Origin of the sequence: Aeromonas sp. 600724 (genome assembly GCF_049175135.1) — a bacterium.
GTDB lineage: Bacteria > Pseudomonadota > Gammaproteobacteria > Enterobacterales > Aeromonadaceae > Aeromonas > Aeromonas veronii_A.
In genome coordinates this window covers 54613-77541 of sequence record NZ_JAAKUM010000008.1, presented here as the reverse complement: position 1 = coordinate 77541, position 22929 = coordinate 54613, and the positions used below count along the sequence as shown (strand labels likewise).

General features: G+C 61.7%; 14 protein-coding genes. 9 read left to right on the top strand and 5 right to left on the bottom strand.

The genetic code is table 11. The annotated features are described in order from the left end of the window. Window positions 1-29: 29 nt before the first annotated feature. On the bottom strand, window positions 30-632 hold the full coding sequence (locus G5168_RS09365) for a DUF924 family protein (protein WP_421252123.1): 603 nt from the start codon (window positions 630-632) through the stop codon (window positions 30-32). 251 nt (window positions 633-883) lie between these two features. On the opposite strand from G5168_RS09365, the gene G5168_RS09360 reads away from it, so the two are divergent. The 3 genes from G5168_RS09360 (at window position 884) to G5168_RS09350 (ending at window position 3866) form a co-directional block, all read left to right on the top strand. Continuing rightward, a complete protein-coding gene (locus G5168_RS09360; RefSeq protein WP_021231002.1) occupies window positions 884-1024 on the top strand; it encodes a hypothetical protein in 141 nt (46 codons plus the stop codon). 1 nt (window position 1025) lies between these two features. Beyond that, window positions 1026-1946, top strand: coding sequence for a DUF808 domain-containing protein (locus tag G5168_RS09355; protein WP_421252122.1), 921 nt, complete (start codon window positions 1026-1028; stop codon window positions 1944-1946). Window positions 1947-2069: 123 nt separating this feature from the next. After that, window positions 2070-3866: a M3 family oligoendopeptidase gene (locus G5168_RS09350; RefSeq protein ID WP_421252121.1), complete on the top strand. Its 1797-nt coding sequence runs from the start codon at window positions 2070-2072 to the stop codon at window positions 3864-3866. Window positions 3867-3929: 63 nt separating this feature from the next. Here the strand turns inward: G5168_RS09350 and G5168_RS09345 are convergent, their stop codons facing one another. Further along, window positions 3930-5336: a nucleobase:cation symporter-2 family protein gene (locus G5168_RS09345; RefSeq protein ID WP_421252120.1), complete on the bottom strand. Its 1407-nt coding sequence runs from the start codon at window positions 5334-5336 to the stop codon at window positions 3930-3932. Between the two features lie 510 nt (window positions 5337-5846). Between G5168_RS09345 and ycfP the strand changes: the two genes are divergently transcribed. Further along, a complete protein-coding gene (gene ycfP / locus G5168_RS09340; RefSeq protein WP_005334000.1) occupies window positions 5847-6386 on the top strand; it encodes an alpha/beta hydrolase YcfP in 540 nt (179 codons plus the stop codon). Window positions 6387-6460: 74 nt separating this feature from the next. Further along, complete coding sequence (locus tag G5168_RS09335) at window positions 6461-7753, top strand: NAD(P)/FAD-dependent oxidoreductase (RefSeq protein ID WP_421252119.1); 1293 nt, start codon at window positions 6461-6463, stop codon at window positions 7751-7753. 84 nt (window positions 7754-7837) lie between these two features. Here G5168_RS09335 and G5168_RS09330 read toward each other — a convergent pair whose 3' ends face one another. From G5168_RS09330 to G5168_RS09320, 3 genes are all read right to left on the bottom strand, one after another. Further along, window positions 7838-8479: an energy-coupling factor ABC transporter permease gene (locus G5168_RS09330; protein ID WP_005361550.1), complete on the bottom strand. Its 642-nt coding sequence runs from the start codon at window positions 8477-8479 to the stop codon at window positions 7838-7840. 87 nt (window positions 8480-8566) lie between these two features. After that, entirely contained in the window at window positions 8567-9364 is a 798-nt protein-coding gene (gene pflA / locus G5168_RS09325; protein WP_005333994.1) for a pyruvate formate lyase 1-activating protein, read from the bottom strand. Window positions 9365-9429: 65 nt separating this feature from the next. After that, window positions 9430-12366: an EAL domain-containing protein gene (locus G5168_RS09320; protein WP_421252118.1), complete on the bottom strand. Its 2937-nt coding sequence runs from the start codon at window positions 12364-12366 to the stop codon at window positions 9430-9432. Window positions 12367-12501: 135 nt separating this feature from the next. On the opposite strand from G5168_RS09320, the gene G5168_RS09315 reads away from it, so the two are divergent. From G5168_RS09315 to pbpC, 4 genes are all read left to right on the top strand, one after another. Beyond that, window positions 12502-14190: an FAD-dependent oxidoreductase gene (locus G5168_RS09315; protein WP_421252117.1), complete on the top strand. Its 1689-nt coding sequence runs from the start codon at window positions 12502-12504 to the stop codon at window positions 14188-14190. 214 nt (window positions 14191-14404) lie between these two features. After that, window positions 14405-15064 carry a DedA family protein gene (locus G5168_RS09310; protein ID WP_421231492.1) on the top strand — a complete coding sequence of 220 codons (660 nt, stop codon included), beginning with the start codon at window positions 14405-14407 and terminating at the stop codon, window positions 15062-15064. Between the two features lie 165 nt (window positions 15065-15229). Beyond that, entirely contained in the window at window positions 15230-20113 is a 4884-nt protein-coding gene (locus G5168_RS09305; RefSeq protein ID WP_421252116.1) for an alpha-2-macroglobulin family protein, read from the top strand. Further along, window positions 20079-22511, top strand: coding sequence for a penicillin-binding protein 1C (gene pbpC / locus G5168_RS09300; RefSeq protein ID WP_421252115.1), 2433 nt, complete (start codon window positions 20079-20081; stop codon window positions 22509-22511). The genes G5168_RS09305 and pbpC overlap by 35 nt, the downstream gene beginning before the upstream one ends. Window positions 22512-22929 lie beyond the last annotated feature (418 nt).

The following is a 22929-nucleotide window of genomic DNA, read 5'->3' as shown; positions in this document are numbered from 1 at the left end:
AGCTGGCGGGGATTTTTTATATGGCCTGCTTAGAAGCCCGAGCCCGGTTGCTGCAAAAATGTCGCCTCTTCCGGTGTGCTGGTGCGACCCAGAATGTCGTTGCGGTGGGGGAAGCGGCCAAAGCGTTCGATGATCACCTGATGGCGGCGGGCAAAGTCGGCAAATCCGGCAAAGGTCGCCTGCGCCGATGTGCCAGCTTGCTCGGCAGCCAGTGCCTCGAACAGCGCCACACTTCTGGCCTGCTGCTCCCGGGATTCGGCATGCTCCAGCGGCAGATAGAAGAAGACCTGCTCCAGTGGTGAGAGGGATTTGTCCGCCCCGATGGACAGCCCTTTCAGGCAGAGATCCCGTGCCAGCGGATCCCGGGCAAAGGCTGCAGGCGTGCCGCGATGGATATTGCGGGGCAACTGGTCGAGCAGCAGGATCAGCGCCAGCCGACCGCTGGGGAGATCGGCCCAGTGGGCGAGACTGCCCTTGGCTGCGGCCTCTGCCAGCTCGCCAAAGCGGCTGGCCAGCAGGGCATCCGTTTCGCTGCTTTTTCCCCACCAGAGCGGGGCTTGCCGTGTGGCCCGCAGGACGTCATCGGCTTCGTCGCCAAACCAGAAATCGATCAGAGGTTGCCAGGGTGGCATGGGAACTCCTTGATGTGATTCAGAGGGAACCAGGAACAAATGGCTCAGGGGTGCTGCCGAAACGGCAGCTTCTCGTTACACTGTGCCATCTTTTGCCCGAAAGACGTAACCCCCCGATGGCGAGCGCCGGATTCTTGGCTCGGCCGATGATGGCCTGCCATCGCCATGAGGTGGCCCTCTTGACCCCGGTGGTTATCGGGACGTACACCTCTCTCCCGGGGTTGTTCTCACTGATATAAGGAATCTCTGATATGGCCGGAACCAGTTTGTTGGCCCTGCTCGACGATATCGCCAGCGTGCTTGATGACGTGGCGCTGATGACCAAGGTCGTGGTGAACAAGCGCGAGACATTTTTCGGGAAGACGTTTCTCACTGATATAAGGGATCTTTGATATGGCTGGAACCAGTTTGTTGGCCCTGCTCGATGATATCGCCAGCGTGCTTGATGACGTGGCGCTGATGACCAAGATGGCGGCGAAGAAGACTGCCGGGGTGCTGGGGGACGATCTGGCCCTCAACGCGGAGCAGGTTTCCGGAGTGCGTGCCGAGCGGGAGCTGCCGGTGGTGTGGGCGGTGGCCAAGGGCTCATTTCGCAACAAGCTGATTCTGGTGCCCGCCGCCATCGCCATCAGTGCGCTGGTGCCCTGGCTTATCACGCCACTCTTGATGCTGGGAGGTGCTTACCTCTGCTTTGAGGGGGCCGAGAAGCTGGCCCACAAGTTCCTGCCTCATGAAGTGAGCGAGGGTGAGGCACATACAGCCCCCATTCCTGATGATCTGGTGGCCTTCGAGCAGCAGAAGGTAAAGGGAGCGATCCGCACCGATTTTATTCTCTCTGCCGAGATCATCGTCATCGCCCTTGGCACGGTACAGGGAGCAAGCCTCGCGCTGCAGCTCTCGGTAGTGGCGGGCATCGCCCTGCTGATGACCATTGGGGTCTACGGGTTGGTGGGGCTGATCGTCAAGCTCGATGACATCGGTCTGCATCTGCTGCAAAAGCCTGATGGTAGCGCCCTGCGCCGCGCGGTGGGGCAGGGACTGCTGGTGACGGCGCCCCGCCTGATGCACCTGCTGGCACTGGTCGGAACCATCGCCATGTTTATGGTGGGCGGTGGCATTCTGGTGCATGGCTGGCCTTTTGCCCATCACCTGATTGAAGGCGCAGCCGCTGTTGTCGCCACCCTGCCCACAGTAGGGACCGTACTGGCGGCGGTGACGCCGACGCTGCTCAACGCCGTGGCCGGTGTGGTGGCGGGTCTGCTGCTGGTTGCCGTGATTACGCTGGTGAGCCGTCTTGCCCCGGCCAAGGGATAAGCGAGCTTGCGGGCCATGTTCTCTTTTTTCCTCTCTTCATTTTTTGGCCAGCGGGACGCTCGGTCTCAGACTTGCTGCCCGCAGGTCTGTTGTGCCTCCCGATAAAGGTCTTTGCGAGAAGTTATGTATCAACAACAGTGGAATAATGACCATATCTACCCGGGCCTCGACAGCCCAGAGCTGGAAGCGGACATGCGCGCCGCCCGCCACGCGCTGGAAGAGCTGACCAGCTATATGGCGGGTCTGGACGGGGTACGCGACGATGCAGCTGCGCTGCTGGATTTCTTGCGGGAAGTGCGGCTGCGCGCCCGTGATATTCGCCATATCGGCTGGAACGTCGCCATTCTGGCCGGGTGCCGCGGCAGTCAGGATGCGCGGGATCCGCAGGCCAAACAGCTGGCGTCCCGTGCCCGCGCCCTTAATGCCGATCTGTTCAAGACGCTGGCGCCGGTGGAAGATCTGATGCTGGCGTTGCCGGAAGAGAAATTCGCCGCGCTGATGAGTGATCCGCTGCTCGGTGAGGAGGCGTTCCGCCTGCGCCACGAGCGTCGTTTGCAGGATCAGCGCCTGCCGGTGGCGGCGGAGCAGCTGGTGATCGGTCTGGGCACCGATGGCCTGCACGCTTGGGGCAACCTCTACAACGATCTGGTGGGCAAGATCCGCTTGACCATTGATGGCCGCGAGATGGGGCTGGCCGAGGCGAGCAATCTGCTCTCCAGCCCGATACGTGCGCTGCGTTTAGAAGCCTTTGATGCCATCAGCGCCGGTTGGGAAGGGGAGCAGGAGACGGTTGCGGCTATCCTCAATGCCCTCAACGGCTGGCGGCTGGAGCTGGCCCGTCAGCGTGGCAACACCCGTGTGCTCGATGCGCTGGATCTCTCCTGCCATCAGAGCCATATCGAGCGAGCCACCCTCGATGCCCTGATGAGCGAAACCTGGCGAGCCCGTGGGTTGGGTCAGCGCGCCCTGGGGCTGATGGCCGAGCGCCTTGGTCTCGACGATCTGGGGCCGGAGGATCTCTTTGCGCCGCCGCCTGCTTCCAGCAGCCGCGACATTCCTTTTGATGAGGCGATCGAGTTGATTGCCGATGCCTTTAGCCGATTCGATCCCGAGATGGGGGCGTTTGCCCGTATGATGGCCGAGAAGGGGTGGATTGATGCGGCGCCCACGCCAAATCGCCGCACCGGTGCCTACTGCACCAAGTTTGCCGAACCGGTCGAGCCGCGGGTCTTCGTCACCTATGCCGGCACCATGGACAATGTCATTACGCTGGCCCATGAGCTGGGTCACGCTTGGCACAACTGGGTGATCCGCGATCTGCCGATGAGTCAGCGCAGCTACCCCATGACGCTGGCGGAGACTGCCTCCATCTTCGCCGAAACCCTGGTGCGAAGCGCCCTGTTCGAGCAGGCGCAAAGCCCGGAAGAGCAGCTGGCCATCACCTGGGCCGAGGCCGACGGTGCGGCCACCTTCCTGGTCAATATCCCGGCTCGCTTCGATTTCGAGCAGGCCTTGGTGGCCGAGCGGGCGCAGGGTTATGTGTCGGCAGAGCGGCTCAAGGCGTTGACCGACGAGGCGTGGGGACGCTGGTATGAGGGGAGCCTGACCCGCTATCACCCCATGTTCTGGGCGGCCAAGGCGCACTTCTCCATCGCGGGGCTGGGCTTTTACAACTATCCCTATCTGTTCGGTTATCTGTTCAGCCTCGGGGTCTATCAGCAGTTGATGAGCCGCAAGGCGGCGGGGGAAGAGGGCGTGGCCGAGGCGTATCGCGCCTTGTTGCGCGATACCGGCCGGATGAGCGCCGAAGATCTGGTAGCCAAGCATTTGGGGCAGGATATCCGTGAGGCCGCCTTCTGGCAGGGGAGTCTGGCACAGGTAGCGCATGCGGTTGAGCGCTTCGCGCAGTTGCCTGCCTGATTGGGTCTGCGGTGATATGAACAACAGGCCCCCGGACAGTCTCGCTGTCCGGGGGCCTGTTTGTTATGCCTGCTTTTGTTGCGGTTTGATGGGGCCAACGAACAGGGGGCGGGTCTGGTGAGTCAGATCCGGCTGATAGCCGTTGAAGAAGAGGTTGAGCAGCACCGAACTGATGGTGGCCAGCAGGATACCGCTATGAAAAAGCGGTTGTAGCTGCGCCGGAAGCTGCTGGAAAAAATTCCCGGAGACCGTCGGGATCATGCCAATTCCGAGACTGATGGCGACGATATAGAGGTTGTGGCGGTTGCTGTTGTAATCGGTGCGCGCCAGGATGCGGATCCCGGTTGCCAGCACCATACCGAACATGACGATACCGGCGCCCCCCAGTACGAAGGGCGGGATGGAGGCGACTAGCACCGACATCTTGGGGATGAGGCCAAAGGCGAGCAGTATCCCCCCCGACATCACACAGACCCAGCGACTAGATACTCCGGTCACGCTCACCAGACCGATATTCTGGGAGAAGGAGGTGTGGGGGAAGCTGTTGAATATCCCACCAATAATGGTGCCGATGCCATCCACCCGCAGCCCGCGCACGATATCACCGCGCCTGGCCGGATGGCCGACGATGTCGCCAAGGGCCAGAAACATCCCCATGGATTCGATAAAGGTGATGAGCATGATCACCGTCAGGGTGGCGATGGAGATGGGATCGAAGGTGGGCCAGCCGAAGGCGAAGGGCACTATGGGGGCAAACCAGGCTGCCTCGCCGAGGCCATCGAGGCTCACTTCGCCCATGGCGATGGCCACCACGAAACCGAAGATGATCCCGAGCAGCACCGAGATATTGCTGAAAAAGCCCTTGGTGAAGCGGGTCACCAACAGGATAAAGACGAGCACCAGGAAGCTGGTGCCGATATAGCGCAGGCTGCCATATTCCGGATTACCCTTGCCCCCCGCCATCCAGTCGATCCCCACCTGCATAATGCTGATCCCGATGGAGGTGATAACCACTCCGGTCACTACGGTGGGGAAGAGCGGCATCAACCTACCTATCAGCGGCACCAGCAGGGTCGAGATGATACCGGCTGCAATGGTGGCGCCGAAGATGCCCGTCAGCCCCAGATCCGGGTTGGCTCCGATGGCCAGCATCGGCATCACGGCGGCAAAGGTGACCGACATGATGACCGGCAGCCGGATCCCGGCAAAGCGGCCAATCCCGACACATTGCAGCAGGGTGACGATGCCGCAGCAGAAGAGATCCGAACTGATGAGGTAGGAGATTTGATCCTTGGGCAGCCCCAGACTGCCGCCAATCACCAATGGCACCGCCACGGCGCCGGCGTACATCACCAGCACATGTTGCAGGCCCAGGGTAAAGAGTTGGCCCATGGGGAGCATGCGCTCCACTTCATCCACCGGGTGCTTGCGCGCACCCGGTCGGGGGGAGGGGGGATTGGTCTCGTTCATGAACAGATCACTCCTTGAAGCCCGCGCAACTGCTACAGGCAAGATAGTGAAAGCCGCAGCTTTCCCGGTCATTGATGTTATCGAGTGCGTGGATCGCTGGACTCATCGGGATGGGTAAGAGAAAGGGATCCGGTGCAGGCCATGGTCAGTGCACAAAACATGCACAACGCTGCTCACGAGAGAAAACGTTTGGCGATAACGCCTTGTTTTTGCGGGATGAGTCACATACCGGCCAGATAAGTGTCCGGCTACTGGCAGGGGAAGGAGGTGAGGGCATCTCAGATTGGTAAGGGATTTATCATTATTGGTCTGGCGATCTCACTTTGATAGCCAGGCACCAGAGGGTTGCTCGCAATGCGCCCCTCTGCATGTGACGGCGCTCGCGGGCTGCTGGGCGCAATCGGGGGCGGGGGCGTGATCCAAAGCAAGAAAGTTGGATGTTTTGGTGGCGCACGGGGCCGCCGCTGGGGTAGTTTCGATAAAACCGACACAGATCCTGAGGTCTTATCCATGATCATCTATCTGCATGGCTTTGATGCCACCAGCCCAGGCAATCACGAGAAAGTGCTGCAGTTGCAGTTTATTGATGATGATGTGCGTTTCGTGCACTACAGCACGGTTCACCCCCGTCATGATATGAGCCATCTGCTCAAGGAAGTGAAAAAACAGCTCGATATGAGTACTGATCCCAAACCGCTGATCTGCGGCGTGGGTCTTGGTGGCTACTGGAGCGAGCGGATCGGCTTTCTGTGCGGCATTCGCCAGGTGATCTTCAACCCCAACCTCCATCCGGAAGAGAACATGCAGGGCAAGATCGACCGGCCGGAAGAATATGACGATATCGGTACCAAGTGTGTAACTGAATTTCGTAAGAAAAATTCAGGAAACTGCCTGTGTATCCTTTCCGTTCAGGATGAAGTGCGCGATAATCGGGACACTGAACGTGAATTGAAGAACTATTACGACATCGTGTGGGATGAGCGCGAGACTCATAAGTTCAAAAATATCTCGCATCATCTGCAGCGGATGAAGGCCTTCAAAGAAGCCTGATCCATCACGTCGACCGATTTCGTTTTAGGGAGCCAATGGCTCCCTTTCGTTTTGAGGAACCGAGGAAAATCATCATGATGAATATTGTCGTTGTAGGCGGCGGCGCCGGTGGCCTGGAGCTGGCCACCACTCTGGGTCGCAAGCTTGGCAAGAAGAACAAGGCCAAGATCACTCTGGTCGATCGCAACCGCACCCACCTGTGGAAACCCCTGCTGCACGAAGTGGCCACCGGCTCCATGGACGCGGGCATCGATGCTCTTAGCTACCAGTCTCACGCCAAGAACCACGGTTTCGACTTCCAGCTCGGCACCCTGACCGACATCAAGCGTGACGATAAACGCATCGTGCTGGCACCGATCCACGACGACAATGGCGACATCGTGGTCAACGAGCGCGAACTGCCCTACGACTATCTGGTGATGGCCATCGGTTCTGTCTCCAACGACTTCAACACCAAGGGCATCAAGGATCACTGTATCTTCCTCGATAGCCCCTCCCAGGCGCACCGTTTCCACAACAGCATGATGAACCGCTTCCTGCAGTTCGCCACCGAATATAAGCCGGGCGACAAGGTGAAGATTGCCATCGTCGGCGGCGGCGCAACCGGCGTAGAACTCTCTGCCGAGCTCTACAACGCGGTCGAGCAGCTCTACGCCTACGGCTTCAAGAACCTCACCACCGACAGCCTGAAGGTGACCCTGGTGGAAGCGGGCCCGCGCATTCTGCCGGCTCTGCCGGAGCGCATCAGCGGCGCCGCCCATCAGGAGTTGGTCAAGCTGGGTGTGGACGTGCGTACCGCCACCATGATCACCGAAGCGACTGCCGAAGGTCTGCACACCAAGGATGGCGAGCTGATTGAAGCTGACCTGATGGTGTGGGCGGCCGGTATCAAGGCACCTGACTTTATGAAGGATATCGCGGGCCTTGAGACCAACCGCATCAACCAGCTGGTGGTGAAAGAGACCCTGCAGACTACCCGTGATGAGAACATCTTCGTTATCGGTGACTGCGCCGCCTGCCCGCAGCCGGATGGCAAGTTCGTGCCGCCGCGCGCCCAGTCTGCCCACCAGATGGCCAGCCAGGCGTTCAAGAACATCCTGGCCAAGATGAACGGCGGCGAGATGAAGCCCTACCTCTACCACGACCACGGTTCGCTGGTCTCCCTCAGCCGCTTCTCCACCGTGGGCAGCCTGATGGGCAACCTGATGCGCGGCTCCATGATGGTGGAGGGCTACATTGCCCGTCTGGTCTACATCTCCCTCTACCGGATGCACCAGATCGCCCTGCACGGCTACGTCAAGACCGGCCTCATCATGCTGGTGGGTCGCATCAACCGGGTACTGCGCCCGACCCTGAAGCTGCACTAAGCCGGGATTTGGCACCATGTTGAATACCAAAAGGAGAGGCGATGGCCTCTCCTTTTTTATGGGCGCAGATCAGGAAAGAGAGAGCTACTTGCCCAGATAGGTGCGGTCGAAGAAGGTATTGACCCAGTGAGGGCGGTAGATGGCCAGCACCGTCATCGCCATGCCGTTGAGCAGCGCTTCGGGGAACAGCAGCAGTGGCCAGATGGAGAGGTAATCCGCCGTGATGGTGTGCCAGGGGTAGCTGTCACTTAGCCCCATCAGCAATGCGCTGGCGGCCACCTTGACCGAGATGGTGATGGCGCCGCCGAGAAAGGCGGCCACGAAGATATAGACAAAGAGATGGCGCGGCAGCCAGGCCCAGCTGGCCAGAAACAGCAGCCAGCTGGTGGCCACCGGCAGGGCGATGCCAACCAGTGCCTGCCAGCCAAAATCGGCCAGATTGGTGACGCCGAAGTAACCGAGCACCAGCAGGGTCAGGCAGGGGGCGAGCAGTGCCAGCCGCCAGCCAAGCAGCAGGGTGAGGGAGGTGAGCCCGAGAAAATGGACCTCCAGCCCCTCATGCAGACCGGCCCTTAGATACCAGAGCGGCACCAGCGCGATGGCACTGCCCAGCAGCAGGTGCTGATAGAGGGGGTTGTCATGGAGGGTCTGCCACAGGGAGCGGCGCAGGCTGAAGGCCAGTAGTACCAGCCAGATCAGGAGGGCAGCGAGTTGTCCTTCACTCATCTTGTCGTCCATTCATGCAGTAGAGTCCGGGCGGCCTTCCCAACCGCCCATAGCAGAGCAGGCTGACGAGTCAGCCTGCTTTTACCATCAATATTTGACGTTGTTGTGGTACTTGCCGAGGATGCCCTTGACCCGTTCCATGGTCTCCTTGCTGGGGGGCTTGATCCCGCTCAGCTCGTACGGGTCGCCCAGTACGTCCCACTTGTGTTTGCCCAGCTCATGGTAGGGGAGCAGCTCCACCTTCTCCACGCTCTCGCCCAGCTCGGCGATGAACTGGCCCAGCCCTTCGGCGCTCTCGTCGTCGTCGCTCCAGGTCGGTACCACCACGTAGCGGATCCACATGGTCTTGCCTTTGGCTGCCAGATAGCGGGCAAACTCCAGGGTGTATCTGTTGCTGACGTGGGTCAGCGGAATGTGTTTCTCGTCATTGATCTGTTTGATGTCGAGCAGCACCAGATCGGTCTGGTCGAGCAGCTTGTCCACTTGTTCGTCGAGATGGCGGACGAAGCCGTTGGTGTCGAGACAGGTGTGGATCCCTTTCTCTTTGCAGGCGGTAAAGAGTTCGGTAATGAAAGCCGGTTGCAGCATGGCTTCACCGCCGGACGCTGTCACGCCACCGCCGGAGGCATTCATGAAGTGGCGATAGCTGGTGATGTCACTCATCAACTCCGGTACGGTCACTTCGCGGCCACCTTCGGTATCCCAGGTATCGCGGTTGTGGCAGTACTTGCAGCGCATCAGGCAGCCTTGCATGAATACGATAAAGCGTATTCCCGGGCCATCGACAGTGCCGCAGGTTTCGACGGAATGGATCCGGCCAACGGTGCCGTGAGCTCCGGCTGGCTGGCTGATTTCAACGGCAGGGATCCGATTAATGACAGACATAAACAACTCCAACGATTCGAGCAGGCCGTTATTTTATTACATAAACCCCTATTGATCCTACACCTTTAGTCCGGCGCCCGGCTGCCAAGCAGCTGCTCCAGCCCCTTGACTGTGAGCGGCCGACTGGTGAGAAACCCTTGATAATGCTGGCATCCCAGCGCTTTGAGGATGGCCAGCTGCGCCTCCTCTTCCACCCCTTCGGCGGTGACGGTAAAACGGAAGACCTGGGCCAGATCGAGTATCGCCTTGACGATGGCTCTGTCCTGTTCGCTGTGTACCAGGGTCTGAATGAAGCTTCTGTCCAGCTTCACCTCATCGGCGGGCAGATCCCGCAGATAGGCCAGCGACGAGTAGCCTGTGCCGAAGTCATCGATGGAGATGAGGATACCGAGCTCCTTGAGCTGGCGCATTCTGGCAATACTCTCCTGCCGATTCTCCAATACTACAGATTCGGTCACCTCCAGCAGCAGGCGGGAGGGGGGCACACCGGTATCGCGCAAGATGTACTCCACCTGTTGTACGAAGCCCTGGGTGTGGAACTGGCGGGCACTGACGTTGACCGACAGATGGGGGATCTGCAGGCCACGGTTGAGCCAGAAGCTGTATTGGGCGCAGGCGGTCTTCATCACCCAGTAGCCGATCTCGAGGATCAGGCTGGTCTCTTCGGCGATGGGGATAAACTCCCCGGGCGGCACCATGGTGCCGTCGCTGCGCTGCCAGCGCAGCAGCGCCTCGATACCCGACAGCGAGCCATTGTCGACCCGGTATTGCGGTTGATAGTGGAGTTGCAGCTCGTGATGACGCAGGGCATCGCGCAGCTCATTGGTGAGGGTCAGCCGGTTCTTCTCATGCTGGGCCATCGCCTCGGTAAAGAAGACGTAGTGGCCCTGACCGGCGCGCTTGGCCATGTGGGTCGCGGTGTCGGCCTGTTGCATCAGGACCAGATGATCCGTCTCGTTGCCGGAGAAGAGGCTGATCCCCACCGAGGCGCTGCAGTGCAGTTTGTGATCGCCGATGTCGAACGGGGTGCGAAACAGCCCCATCAGCTCGCGGGCGAAGTGCTCCGCCAGAATTTTGGCGGTGACTTCCCCTTGTCCCAGCTGGGTAAAGAGCAGGGCAAACTCATCCCCCGAGATGCGCGCCTGCACCAGATTGTCCTGGGGCAGCTCCCTGAAACGCTGCACCACGGCTTGCAGCAGCAGATCGCCGCAGGCGTGACCGAGGGAGTCGTTGATCGACTTGAAGTTGTCGAGATCCACCAGCAGCAGGGCACCCCACTGGCCGTTGGAGGCGCTCAGGGTCTGCTGCAAAATATGGTTGAGGCTGCGCCGGTTGTGCAGACCGCAGAGATCGTCGTAGTAGGCGAGCTGCTCGATATGTCTGGCCGCCTCTTTTTCCTGGGTGATGTCGTAGAAGCTGCAGATAAAGTGGCTGAGCTCCCCCTGCTCATCCTTGACGCCGTTCACCATCAAGCGCACCGGAAAGAGGTGACCATCCTTGTGCAGGCAGCGCTCTTCCCCAAGCCAGAACTCCTGCTCGTTGACGGTGCGGCTGACATCCTCCTTGAGATGATCCCCGTAGTAGGTGGGTCGCAGCTTGCGAATGGAGTGACCGATCACCTCTACCTCGCCAAATCCGGTGATCCGGCTGAAGGAGTGGTTGACCTTGAGGATGATGCCGTTGTGATCCATCACGATCAGCCCATCGTGGGTATTGAAGGCCACTTCCGCCAGCCGCAGGGCATCGTCGGTGGCGAGGCGCTTGAGCTCGATGGCTGCCCGCTCGTGCTGGCTGCTCAACAGATCCAGCAGCTGCTCGGGCTCCCCAAGAGGGGTATCGAGCAGCAGGGTGATCTGGCCAATGGGGGCGCCGCTCTGGCCATGGAGTGGAATGCCGATGTAGGCGCTGGCGTTGAGGGCCAGCAGCCGGGTCGCCTTGGGATAGCGCACGGGCAGATCTTCCACATAGATGGCCTGACCATGCTGGAACAGCTCCTGAGCGGGGCCGGGGTCGAGCTGGATGGGCTTGAGGGTGGAGCAGATCTCCTCGTTGATGACGCAGCGGGGGATGATCCAGAGATCCTGACCGCGGGGCTGGAACTCGCCGATCCAGCCCACCCGGGCACCGCTGGTGCTCATGGCCCAGCTTACCAGCGTCTTGCAGTAGTCGATGCCGGTCTGCTGGTGCAGCTCGGGCGGGAGGGCCAGCTCGGCGCGGTGCTCTTCCGGTTGCGGCTGCCAGTGACCGAGCAACTGGGCGCTGCTGCGCACCAGTTGCAACATCTCCTCGCTGAGCGGGGTGGGATCGAGATACTCCAGACTCAGCACCCCGAACAGCTTGTCCTGCTCCAGCAAGGCACCATCGAGGCGTGAGCGCACACCGGCACTGGTCAGATAGAGGTGATTGCTCAGCATCGGTTGGTGGGCCGCCTCCGAGAAACTCAACGATTTGCGGGTACGCAGGGCGCGGATATATCGGCTGTCGCCTCGAATGGGATAGATCGCCTCGACCCCCAGGGTGAACACAGGGGTGAGTTGCTCGCTGCCGAGATCGCCGTTGGCCTGATAGTGCCAGAGGATGAGCCGATCGGCCCCCAAACTCTCTTTAAGGGCCTCGAGCAGGGGCGCATACTGTTGCTGGCTCGCCATCTGGCTGAGGCGCGGCAGTTGCAATGCCAGATCGGCGATGGGCTCCTGGCGAAGGTTCTGCAGACAGATGAGCCAGAAGCCATCCTGCTCGTGAGCGAGGGCGATGTGCCAGAGCTGGCTGGCAAAGCGCACGGTGATCTTGCCGCCATGGCCGTTGGCCAGCAGTTGTTCGATGGGCAGGCGCAGGGCATCGGGTAGCTGGGCAGGCCAGGGGGCGCGCGGTTCGTCGAGCCAGTAGAGCGGGGTTTGCATCACGTCGGTCAGGGCGACCAGCCGTTGACTGCGCAGGTCCAGACGGAAAAAGAGCGGCGTCTGGAGGGCAGGAGGAAGATGACTGAGTGCGGTAGACGACATGAACAAACAACATCCTGTTAAGCAACCGTCGGGGTTGCAAGAATACTGCAAAATGGTGTGAAACAAAATTTCATTGAATTCTAAATTAGAAAAGTCTAATTTATTGCCCATTATCATGTATGAGGAGTCTTGCAGATGAAACGGATCCTGATTATCGGTGGGGTTGCGGGGGGCGCATCGGCGGCTGCCAGAGCACGCCGGCTGAGCGAAGAGGCGGAGATCGTGATGTTCGAGCGGGGCGAGTTTGTCAGCTTCGCCAACTGCGGTCTGCCCTACCACATCGGGGGCGATATCCCCAATCGGGATGCCTTGCTGCTGCAGACTCCCCAGAGTTTCAAGCGCCGTTTCAACGTCGATGTGCGGGTCTTCCACGATGTGATTGAGATCGACAAGGCGGGCAAGACCTTGCTGGTGCGCAACCTGCAAACCGGTGAAGAGCAGCGCGAGCATTACGATGTGCTGCTGCTGAGCCCGGGGGCGGCGCCGATCCGTCCTCCCTTCCCCGGTATCGACAGCCCCCATGTCTATACCCTGCGCAACATCCCGGACATGGATCGCATTCTGGCGGCCCTGCACCACGATCAGCCGCGCCACGTCACTGTGGTGGGCGGCGGCTTTATCGGGCTGGAGATGATGGAGGCGCTGCACCAGCGCAAGCTGGATGTCACCCTGCTGGAGCTGGCCGATCAGGTGATGGCCCCGGTGGACAAGGATATGGCCAACATGCTCCATGCCCGCATCCGGGAAGAGGGGATCGACCTGCGCCTGCGCACCGGCCTCACCGCCATCGAGAGTCTGGATCTGCCTGCCGAGAAAACCTCCGCCGTGCCGACTGCCAAAAGTGGCGGCCTGCGCCTGACCCTCAATGACGGCTCCCATCTTGATACCGGTCTCTTGATCCTCGCCATCGGCGTCAAGCCGGAAACTCTGCTCGCCGCCAAAGCGGGGCTGGAGCTGGGGCCGCGCGGCGGCATCAAGGTGGATGCCGGGATGCGTACCTCGGATCCCTTCATCTACGCGGTGGGGGATGCGGTGGAAGAGATAGACTTCGTCACCGGCGAATCTGTGCTGATCCCGCTGGCGGGCCCGGCCAACCGGCAGGGGCGCATCGCCGCCGACAATATGCTGGGCCGAAGCGAAACCTACAAGAAGACCCAAGGGACCGCCATCTGCAAGCTGTTCGATCTGGCGGTGGCCAGCACCGGCCTCAACGAGAAGCGACTGGTGCAACTGGGATTGCCGTTCGAGAAAGTTTATGTCCATCCGGGCAGCCACGCCGGTTACTACCCGGGTGCCCATCCGGTCAGCCTCAAGCTGCTGTTTGCCCCGGATGGCAAGATTTATGGCGCCCAGGCCATCGGCAAGGATGGCATCGACAAGCGCATCGATGTGCTGGCAGTGGCCCAGCGCGCCGGTCTCACCGTGTTTGACCTGCAGGATCTGGAGCTCACCTATGCGCCGCCCTTTGGATCGGCCAAGGATGTGATCAACATGGCGGGTTTTGTGGCAAGCAACCACCTGAAGGGGGACACCCTGCTCTGCCACGTGGCCGAGGTACAGGCTCGTAACCCCCATCAGCTGGTGGTGGATGTGCGCAATGGCCCGGAGCTCGACAAGCTGGGTCGCATTCCGGGGGCGCTGCATATTCCCCTCGACGAGTTGCGTGGTCGCCTCCATGAGTTGCCCAAAGAGAAAGAGCTGCTGATCAGCTGTCAGGTCGGGCTGCGCGGCCATGTCGCCTGCCGCTTGCTGAGTCAGCACGGCTTTAAAGTGAAGAATCTCTCCGGCGGCTTCAAAACCTGGCAGATGGCCACCGCCGAGTAACCGTTTTATTTCTGTGCCTGTTTGCCCCTCTCCCTTGTGCGTGCAAGATGAGGGGCTTTTTGTTTCTGCTTTTCGCCCTCCTTGCATTCCCTAATTGCAGCAATATTTCGACACACTTTATTTCCTGTGCCGGACAAAATTAACGTTTTGTTCAGGGGATGGGTGCTATAACCCCAGCCTCGTTCATGATGAACCGTGTAGTAGGGAGAGTGACATGCTGGATATGCTGATGGCCATTTGGCATCAGGATTTTGACGCCCTGGTTCAGATGCAGGCGGTACCCCTGCTGATCAGTTGCCTGATGCTGGTACTGCTGCTGGAGTCCGCATTCGTCTTCCTGCCCCTGCCGGGGGACAGCCTGGTACTGCTGGCCGGTGGGTTGGTGGGCATGGGGGTGTTTGGCCCCGAAGTGACTCTTGTCTATCTGCCGTTGGCTGCTGGCGTAGGTTCTGTGCTCGCCTACTGGCAGGGACGGGCACTGCAGCGCACCCGCTTTATGGATCATATCGAACGGATGTTGCCTCCCGACAGCCTGCCCAAGGCGACCCGGTTGCTGAAAAAGTACGGTTTTCTGGCGATGTTCTCCTCCCGTTTTATCCCGTTCGTGCGGGTGCTGACCCCCATGCTGATGGGGATTGGCCGCCTGAGCGTGCTGCGCATGTGCGTGGCCAGCTTTGCCAGTGCCTTTATGTGGGCGCTCTGCCTCAGTTTGGTGGGCAAGCTGGCGATGAATACCCCCTTCTTTCTCCACCACAGCGAACTGTTGACCCGGGCCCTGCTGATTACCTCGCTGGTGCTGTTTCTGGCGGCCGTCATGGCCATCCTGTTTCGCTGGTTCAAAGGCGGAGCAAAAAACGAGACCAGCCACGACTAGATGACAACCCTTGCCGCACGGAATCAGTGGGCAAGGGGGTTCTCGTGCAGTAGGGGCGCGGAATTGTGCCCATTCGGGTAATGAGCTTTGTGTCGGGTGAGCAGGATGCCTTATCCTGTTTCCAGCCACGCTGCGTTTGCAGCGCTCCAACTCGGGATGGAACCTATGCGCCTCTTCGACTCTCCCTCTGCTTTTCACCGCTCTACCGCCGGAACCGGCGCTCTGCGCCGCTGCTGGTCGGCCCTGCTGCTTTGCGGGGTGGTCGGTTTGCTGTCTGGTTGCGGCCCTGACAAGCCTGCCAGCCAAATATCGACCACAGAATCCACAGCGCAGCAGGAGGCCGGGGCGCCAACTTCTGTAGTGCAGGCCAATGCCCGCCAATATCGCGATGCGCCAGCACTGGCGCTGGTCTTCTCCGGCCCCTTGGTGCCCAAGCCCAATTGGCAGAGCTGGCTCGGGGTCAGTGAAGGTGGCAAGCAGGTGCAGGGGGAGTGGATCCTCGCCGACGATGGTCGCACCCTCTATTTCCCGAACGTCCAGCCCGACAAGAGCTATGAAGTGAGCCTCAAGGCGGGGTTGGGCCCATCCCCCCAGAGTTGGACCCTCAAGACCCGCCCGCTGGAGGCGGGGGCCTCCTTTACCGCCAGTGGCATGGTATTGCCGCTGCGCGACGAGCTGCGCCTGCCCATCAGCGCGGTCAATGTGGATGAGGTCAATATCGACTTCTTTCGGGTCGATGCCGAATACCTGCCCCGTTTTCTGGCCGAGTATCGCCCCGGTGCCGGCATGGGCAACTGGGAGCTCGAGCAGATCACCAAGCGGGCCAAGCGGGTGTTCAGCGGCCGCTATGCGCTGGAGCTTGATGCCAACCGGCGCGAGACCCGCCTCATCAATGTGAAGGAGCCGCAGCTGGCTGAGGCTGGCGTCTACTTTGCGGTGATGTCCCCCCTTGGCAACTACGACTGGCGCAAGGAGACCACCTATTTTGCGGTGAGCGACATGGGGCTCAGTGCCCGCCGTTACCGCGATCAGCTGGAGGTGTTCGTCAGCTCCCTGGCCAGCGCCGACCCGCTCAAGGATGTGCAGCTCTCCCTGCTCGACGAGAAGGGTAACCGGCTGCAGGTGCAAACCACCGATCCGCAGGGCCATCGTCGCTTCGATCAGGTGCAGGGGGCCCGCTTGCTGCTGGCCGAACAGGGCAACCATCTGGCGGTGCTGCGCCTCGATGGGGCGGCGCTCGATCTCTCCACCTTCGATCTCGGCACCCAGCCCTGGCAGGCCCAGCAGCTCTATCTGTTCAGCGGGCGCGATCTCTATCGTCCCGGCGAGCGGCTCGACAGCGAGATCCTGCTCAAGGGCCAAGATGGCCAGCTGTTGCCGGGGATGGCGGTGGAGCTGGAGGTGAAACAGCCGGACGGCCAGCTGCTCGAACAGAAACGGCTGCTACCGGACAATTTGGGCGCGGCCCACTACGGTCTGCGTTTGCCGGACGATGCGCCGCTCGGGCGCTGGACCATCAACCTCAAGACCGCCGCTGGTAGTCGCTTCGAGTGGCCCTTTTTGGTGGAGGAGTTTTTGCCGGAGCGGCTCAAACTGCAGCTCGGCAAGGGGCCGGATGGTGAAGTAACGGATCTGGACGCCGCCCTGACTATGCCACTGCAGGGGGACTATCTCTACGGTGCGCCTGCGAGCGCCACCAAGGCGAAGGCGGAGGTAAAAATCAGCCGCGCCACCATGCCCTTTACCCAGTGGCAGGAGTTCACGCTGGGTGACGTGCTGCTCGCCGAGCAGGCCAAGGATCTCGAGGCGCGCAGTCTCACCCTCAATGCACAGGGGCAGGGGACCTTCTCGCTGGCTGATGAGCTCGACGGGGTGCGCGCCCTCGGGCCGCTGGAGGTGGCCTATCGGGTGTCGCTCGCCGAGCCCGGTGGCCGCGCCGTCAATCGCAGCCGCACTCAGTATGGCTGGCCTGCGGGCAGCCAGTGGCCGGCACTCAAGGCCGACTTCGTGGCCGATCGTGTGGAAGGGGGCAAGCCTCTGCCCTTCCAGATCCTCAACCTCGATGAGCAAGGCCAACCGGTGGCGGGGGCGGTGAAGGTGCGCCTTATCAACGAGTACCGCGACTACTACTGGCACTACGCCGATGGCGAGGGGTGGAAGTACGAGTTCAACAGCCAGCCTTATCTGGAGCAGGAGCAGACCCTGCAGCTGGATGGCAAGGGGCCGACCCCCCTAAGCTTGCAACTCGCCGCGGGCTGGTATCGATTGGAGGTGGAGAACAGTCAGGGCCATCAATCGAGCCTGCGGGTGGAGATCGGCAGTTACGCCTGGGGCGGCGGTGGCGAGCAGGCGCGGCCTGACAAGATTGCCATCACCCTCGACAAGCGCGCCTATCAGGCGGGCGACAAGGCCAAAGTGACGCTGGTGGCCCCGCGCCCCGGCAAGGGGTTGTTGCTGGTGGAAGGTGGCGACGGCCTACGCTGGTGGCAGCGTATCGAGCTCAAGGGGGCCGGCGGTGATGCCAAGGATGCCCGCGGCGAGTTCGAGATCCCGGTCAGTCCCGAGTGGCAGCGCCATGACTTGCATATCTCGGCCCAGATCGCCGCACCAGACAGCGCCTCCAAACCGGTCAGCAGCCAGCAGGGGCAGAGCCTGCGCTCGGTCGGTCTGGTGCCGCTCACCCTGGATCGGGAAGCGCGCCGTCTGCCGCTCACCCTGAGCGCACCTGATAAAGCGGTGCCGCTTACCCGGCTGGAAGTGACCGCAACCTCCACCCCCAATAGCCAAGGCCGTGTGGTGCTGGCGGCGGTGGATCGGGGCGTGCTCAATATCAGCGATTATCAACCCCTCGACCCGTTCGAGATCTTCTTTGGCCGCAAGCGCTTCGCCCAAGATTTGTTCGACAACTACGGCCAGGTGATCCCGCCGCAGGATGGCAAGCCGGCCCGCCTCAACTACGGGGGCGATCGGGCGCCGCTGAAAAAGGGTGGCGCGCTGGAGAGCCGGGTCGAGATAGCCGCACTGTGGAGCGGCGAGGTGAGTTTTGACCAGCAGGGTAAAGCGGTGATCCCGCTCGAACTGCCCAACTTCAACGGCGAGCTGGCACTGATGGCGCTGGCCTGGAATGAGCAGCAAGTCGGTGAGGCCGAGCGCGCCGTCAAGGTGGTGGCGCCCTTGGTGGCCGAGATTGGCTGGCCGCGCTTTGGCGCCAGAGGCGATGAGACCCGGGCGCTGGTGCAGCTGCGCAACATGAGCGGCGAGGATCAGTCCCTCTCCCTTGTCTGGACCCTCAACGGTGGGCTCAAGGCAAACGGCGAGCTGCCCCGCACCCTTGCCCTTAAAAACGGCGAAGAGCAGTGGTTGACCCTGCCGCTCACCGTGACCGGGGCGAGCGGCGTGGCGAGCCTGCAGTTGGCGGCCAGCGGCAAGGATTTTGCCATCAGCCGCGACTGGACTTTGCCGCTGCGTTCCCCCTGGCCTGCCGAGACTCGCCAGCGCTATCAGATGCTGTCCCTCGGCCAACAGATGAGCTTTGCGCCAGCTGAGCTGGTCGGGCTGGATCGCGCCAACCTGCAGGGGCTGCTCAGCCTCTCCGGTACTCCCCCCTGGGATCCGGCTGCCCAGTGGCAGGCGCTGGCCGATTACCCCTATGCCTGTCTGGAGCAGACCTTGTCCCGTGCCTGGCCCTACTTGCTGACCACGGCCGATGAGCGGGCCGCTTGGCGCAAACCCGCAGAGGGCAAGAAAGCGGCGAGCGAGGCGGATGTGCAGCGCGCCCTGCTGCAACGGCTGCAGCGGTTGCAACTGCCAAGCGGTGGCTTTGGCCTCTGGGATGGTCGCTCCGACGAGGAGCAGTGGCTCACCGCCTATGCCGCTGACTATCTGCTGGCCCGCAAGGAGGCGGGCGACGCAGTGCCGGAGGCGATGCTCAATCAGGCGCTGAACCGGTTGCAAAGCTATCTCACCGACAGCCAGTATGGCGAGCGCTGGAGCAGTGCCCCCGAGCACAGCCGGCTGGCCTATCAGGCCTACAGCGCCTATGTGCTGGCCCGGGTGGGCAAGGCGCCGCTCGCTACCTTGCGCCTTATCTGGGAGCAGCAGGCTGATCACGCTCGCTCCGGTTTGCCGCTCTTGCACCTCTCGCTGGCGCTCTCGGCCATGGGGGATGAGCAGAACGCCGCCAAGGCCCTCAGCCGGGCATTGGCGACCGAGCGTGGTGACGACTATCTCGGGGATTACGGTTCGCCGCTGCGTGACCAAGCCCTTGAGCTCTCCTTGCTGCGCCAGCACAAGCTGGCTGTGGAGCGCTGGCCAGCCCTCAGTGCCAAGGTGGCAGATACCCTGGCCCATCGTCAGTGGCTCAGCACTCAGGAGCGGCTCGCCCTGCTGCGACTAGCCCGCTTCGATCCGGCCGTCGACTGGCAGGCCAAGGTAACTTCCTCTCTTGGCAGTGGATCCCTGAGCGGTTCGGCTCCGTTGCAGCAGGGTGCCCCCGAGGCACTGGCCGCGAGCACCGTCACCAACGAGGGCAAGGGATCCCTCTATGTGCAGCGCACTCTGGTAGGTTACCCCGAACAGGCTCCGGCACGGATCAGCAAGGGGATGAGCGTGACCCGCAGCTGGTTCAATAGCGACGGTCAGCCGTTTGATCCCGCCAAGGTGAAGGTGGGTGATCTGGTGGTGGTGCGGCTCAACGTCAGCAGTGAATCGGCGGTGCCCGATGCCCTGCTGGTAGAGATGGTGCCCGCCGGCTTCGAGCTGGAGAACCCGGCCCTTGGCAACAGCATCAAGCTGGAAGAGCTCTCCATCGAGGGGAAACCGGCGTGGCAGAGCGAGTGGAACGATTATCTCAAGCATCAGGAGTTTCGCGATGACCGCTACACGGCAGCGCTGGATCTGAGCGAGGGGAGCAACCAGCAACTGGTCTACCTGATGCGGGCGGTGACGCCGGGTCGCTATCAGGTGCCGCCGACCCAGGTGGAGGATATGTACCGCCCCGAACTGCGTGCCGTGGGTGAGGATATTCACGAGGTGCGTATCTCTGAGTAACAAACCCTCACTTGAGCGGGTTCGCCCGCTCACTTTCTGGCAGCGTGGCTGGCTGAAATTAGTTCGCACTGGCCACGCTTGCTGGCGCTGGCTTGGTCGCCTGCCACGCTGGCTGCTCTTCTCGGTGCTGGGAGTTGTAGCACTGCTCCTGTCATTGCTGGCGCTGGATAGACTCTTCCCGCCGCCACCGCTCGACCCTGCCTACGCACGGGTGGTGCTCGACATGAAGGGACGACCGCTGCGTGCCTTTGCCGATACCAGCGGCGTGTGGCGTTACCCCGTGACCCTGGAGCAGATCTCCCCCCGCTATATCGAGGCGCTGCTGGGCTACGAGGATCGCTACTTCTGGCGTCATCCCGGGGTCAATCCGGTGGCCATGGTGCGCGGGGTCTGGCAGTGGCTGCGCTATGGGCGGGCTGTATCGGGCGGCTCGACCCTTACCATGCAGGTGGCGCGTCTTATCGAGCCCTACCACCGGAGCGTGCCCGGCAAGCTGCGCCAGATGGCCCGCGCGCTGCAACTGGAGTGGCACTACGACAAGCGCACCCTGCTCACCGTCTACCTCAACCGGGCGCCGTTTGGCGGCAATCTGGAGGGGGTGCAGGCGGCAAGTTTTGCCTATCTCGGCAAGAGTGCGGCCAAGCTGACCTATGCCGAGGCGGCGCTGCTGGCAGTGCTGCCGCAGGCCCCCAGCCGCAACCGGCCTGACCGGCATCCTGAGCGGGCCCGCACCGCCCGTGACAAGGTGATGCAGCGGCTGGTAGCGCAAGGCGTCTGGCCCGAACAGGTGTGGCTGGAGGGGCGTATCGAGCCGGTGCTGGCCCGCGGTCACTTCACGCCGATGGAGGCGCCGCTCTTTGCCCGTCTCGCCGCCGACAATCAGGCCGGGGCGCTGGTGCACACCACCATTGATGGCGATCTGCAGCGCTGGTTGGAGGGGCGGGTGGCGAGCTACATTCGCCGCTTCCCCGAGCAGACCTCAGCGGCGTTGCTCTTGGTAGATAACAAAACCATGGCGGTGCGCGCCTATGTGGGCAGCGCCGAGTATGGCAATTTGCGCCGCCACGGTTATCTGGACATGGTGCAGGCGATTCGCTCTCCCGGCTCTACGCTGAAGCCCTTCATCTACGGTCTGGCCATGGACGAAGGGTTGGTGCACTCGGCCTCTCTGCTCTCCGATGCGCCAAGGCTGGGCTCGGAATATCGCCCCGCCAACTTCTCCGGTGCCTTTCAGGGACCGGTGACGCTGGCTCAGGCGCTGCAGCAATCCCTCAACGTGCCGGTGGTGCAGGTGCTGGAGGCGCTGGGGCCGGACAAACTGGTCAGTCGCCTCGACAACGCCGGAGTGCGGCTGGCGCTCTCTGACAAACCCAATCCTGCCATCGCGCTGGGGGCGGCGGGCATTCGACTCGAGCAGCTGGTGGCGCTCTACAGCGCGCTGACCCGGCAGGGGCAGGTGGCGATGCCGGTCTGGCTGGCGGGGCAGCAGGCGGTGTCACGCCCCTTGCTGAGCCCGGGAGCGGCCTGGATCATCTGGCAGATATTGAGCGCGCAGGGACGGGCGGACCAACCCTTTGCCAGCGAGGCGACCGGCCGGGTCAACAGGCTTGCTTGGAAGACCGGTACCAGCTACGGCTATCGCGACAGCTGGGCGATGGGGGTCTCCGGTCGCTGGACCATCGGCGTCTGGCTGGGGCGCCCCGACGGTACCCCTATGCCCGGTTTTTACGGCCAGAGCGCGGCGGTGCCGCTGCTGCTTTCGGTCTACTCGCGACTGGCTGACAACAGCCCTCTGCCGGCACAGCCCAACACGGTGAGCGAGGCCGAGATTTGCTGGCCGCTGGGGCGCAAGGCGAACGCGACCCTGCCTGAAGCCTGTTTGCAGCGCCAGAGCGCCTGGTTGCTTGAAGGGCGCGATCCTCCCACCTTGCCGGATCCCATGGACTGGCCCTCGCCGCTGCGGCAAGTTGCACTCACTGCCGAAGGCAAGCCGACGCTGACCCGTTGCCCCGATGCGGCACAATCCGGTTTTCGGGCACTCTGGCCATTGTCGCTGGAGCCGTGGCGGTCCCCCGGCGAGCGGCGGCAGTCGCTGCTCGCCAGCAGTTGTGCAGGGGAGGGGCAGAGCGCCGAGCTGCAGGCCCCCATTCGCATCGTGGCGCTGGGGGAGGGCAACCTTATCCGCAGCCAGCGCTATCGGTTGCAGCCCAAGGTGCTGGGCGGTGTCGGCAAGTCGGCTTGGTTTCTCAACGGCCAGCGACTGCGCTGGGACGGGGATCAGGTGCTGAGTGTGGCGGGTCGTTATCAGCTGGTGGTGGTGGATGAAGCGGGCAACAGCGATCGTATCGAGTTTCGCGTGGTGCATCCTGACAGTGATGCCAGCACCATCACCCGTTGATCGTTTTGCCGACAGCCATTGAGTTGGATGTAATTAACTATTTGAAATGCATCAATATTTGATTGGATGAATTAATTTGCGAATAATTACGAATTCATTCAAATCCAATCGGGAGTTCTCTTTTGCTGCGTGTTCTGTATCCCTTGCTGGTGCTGATGAGTTCGGGTTGTGCCACAACCAATCATGGTGATCACCATGTTTCTCCTGAACGTACCGGGTTCTATTCACCTTTCGAACCTGCTTCCGAGAGTTTTGCGCGTTGCTATCAGAAACAGTTTGCCTGTACCCCTGCCAATATCCGCCGTGACAGGGCGATGGAGGCGCGCAGGCAGGCGCAAGAGCGGGCTAATCACCGGGGTGATGATTGGTAGGCCGCAGAAAACGAGAGGGGTTGGCAGATGCCAACCCCTTTTTCATT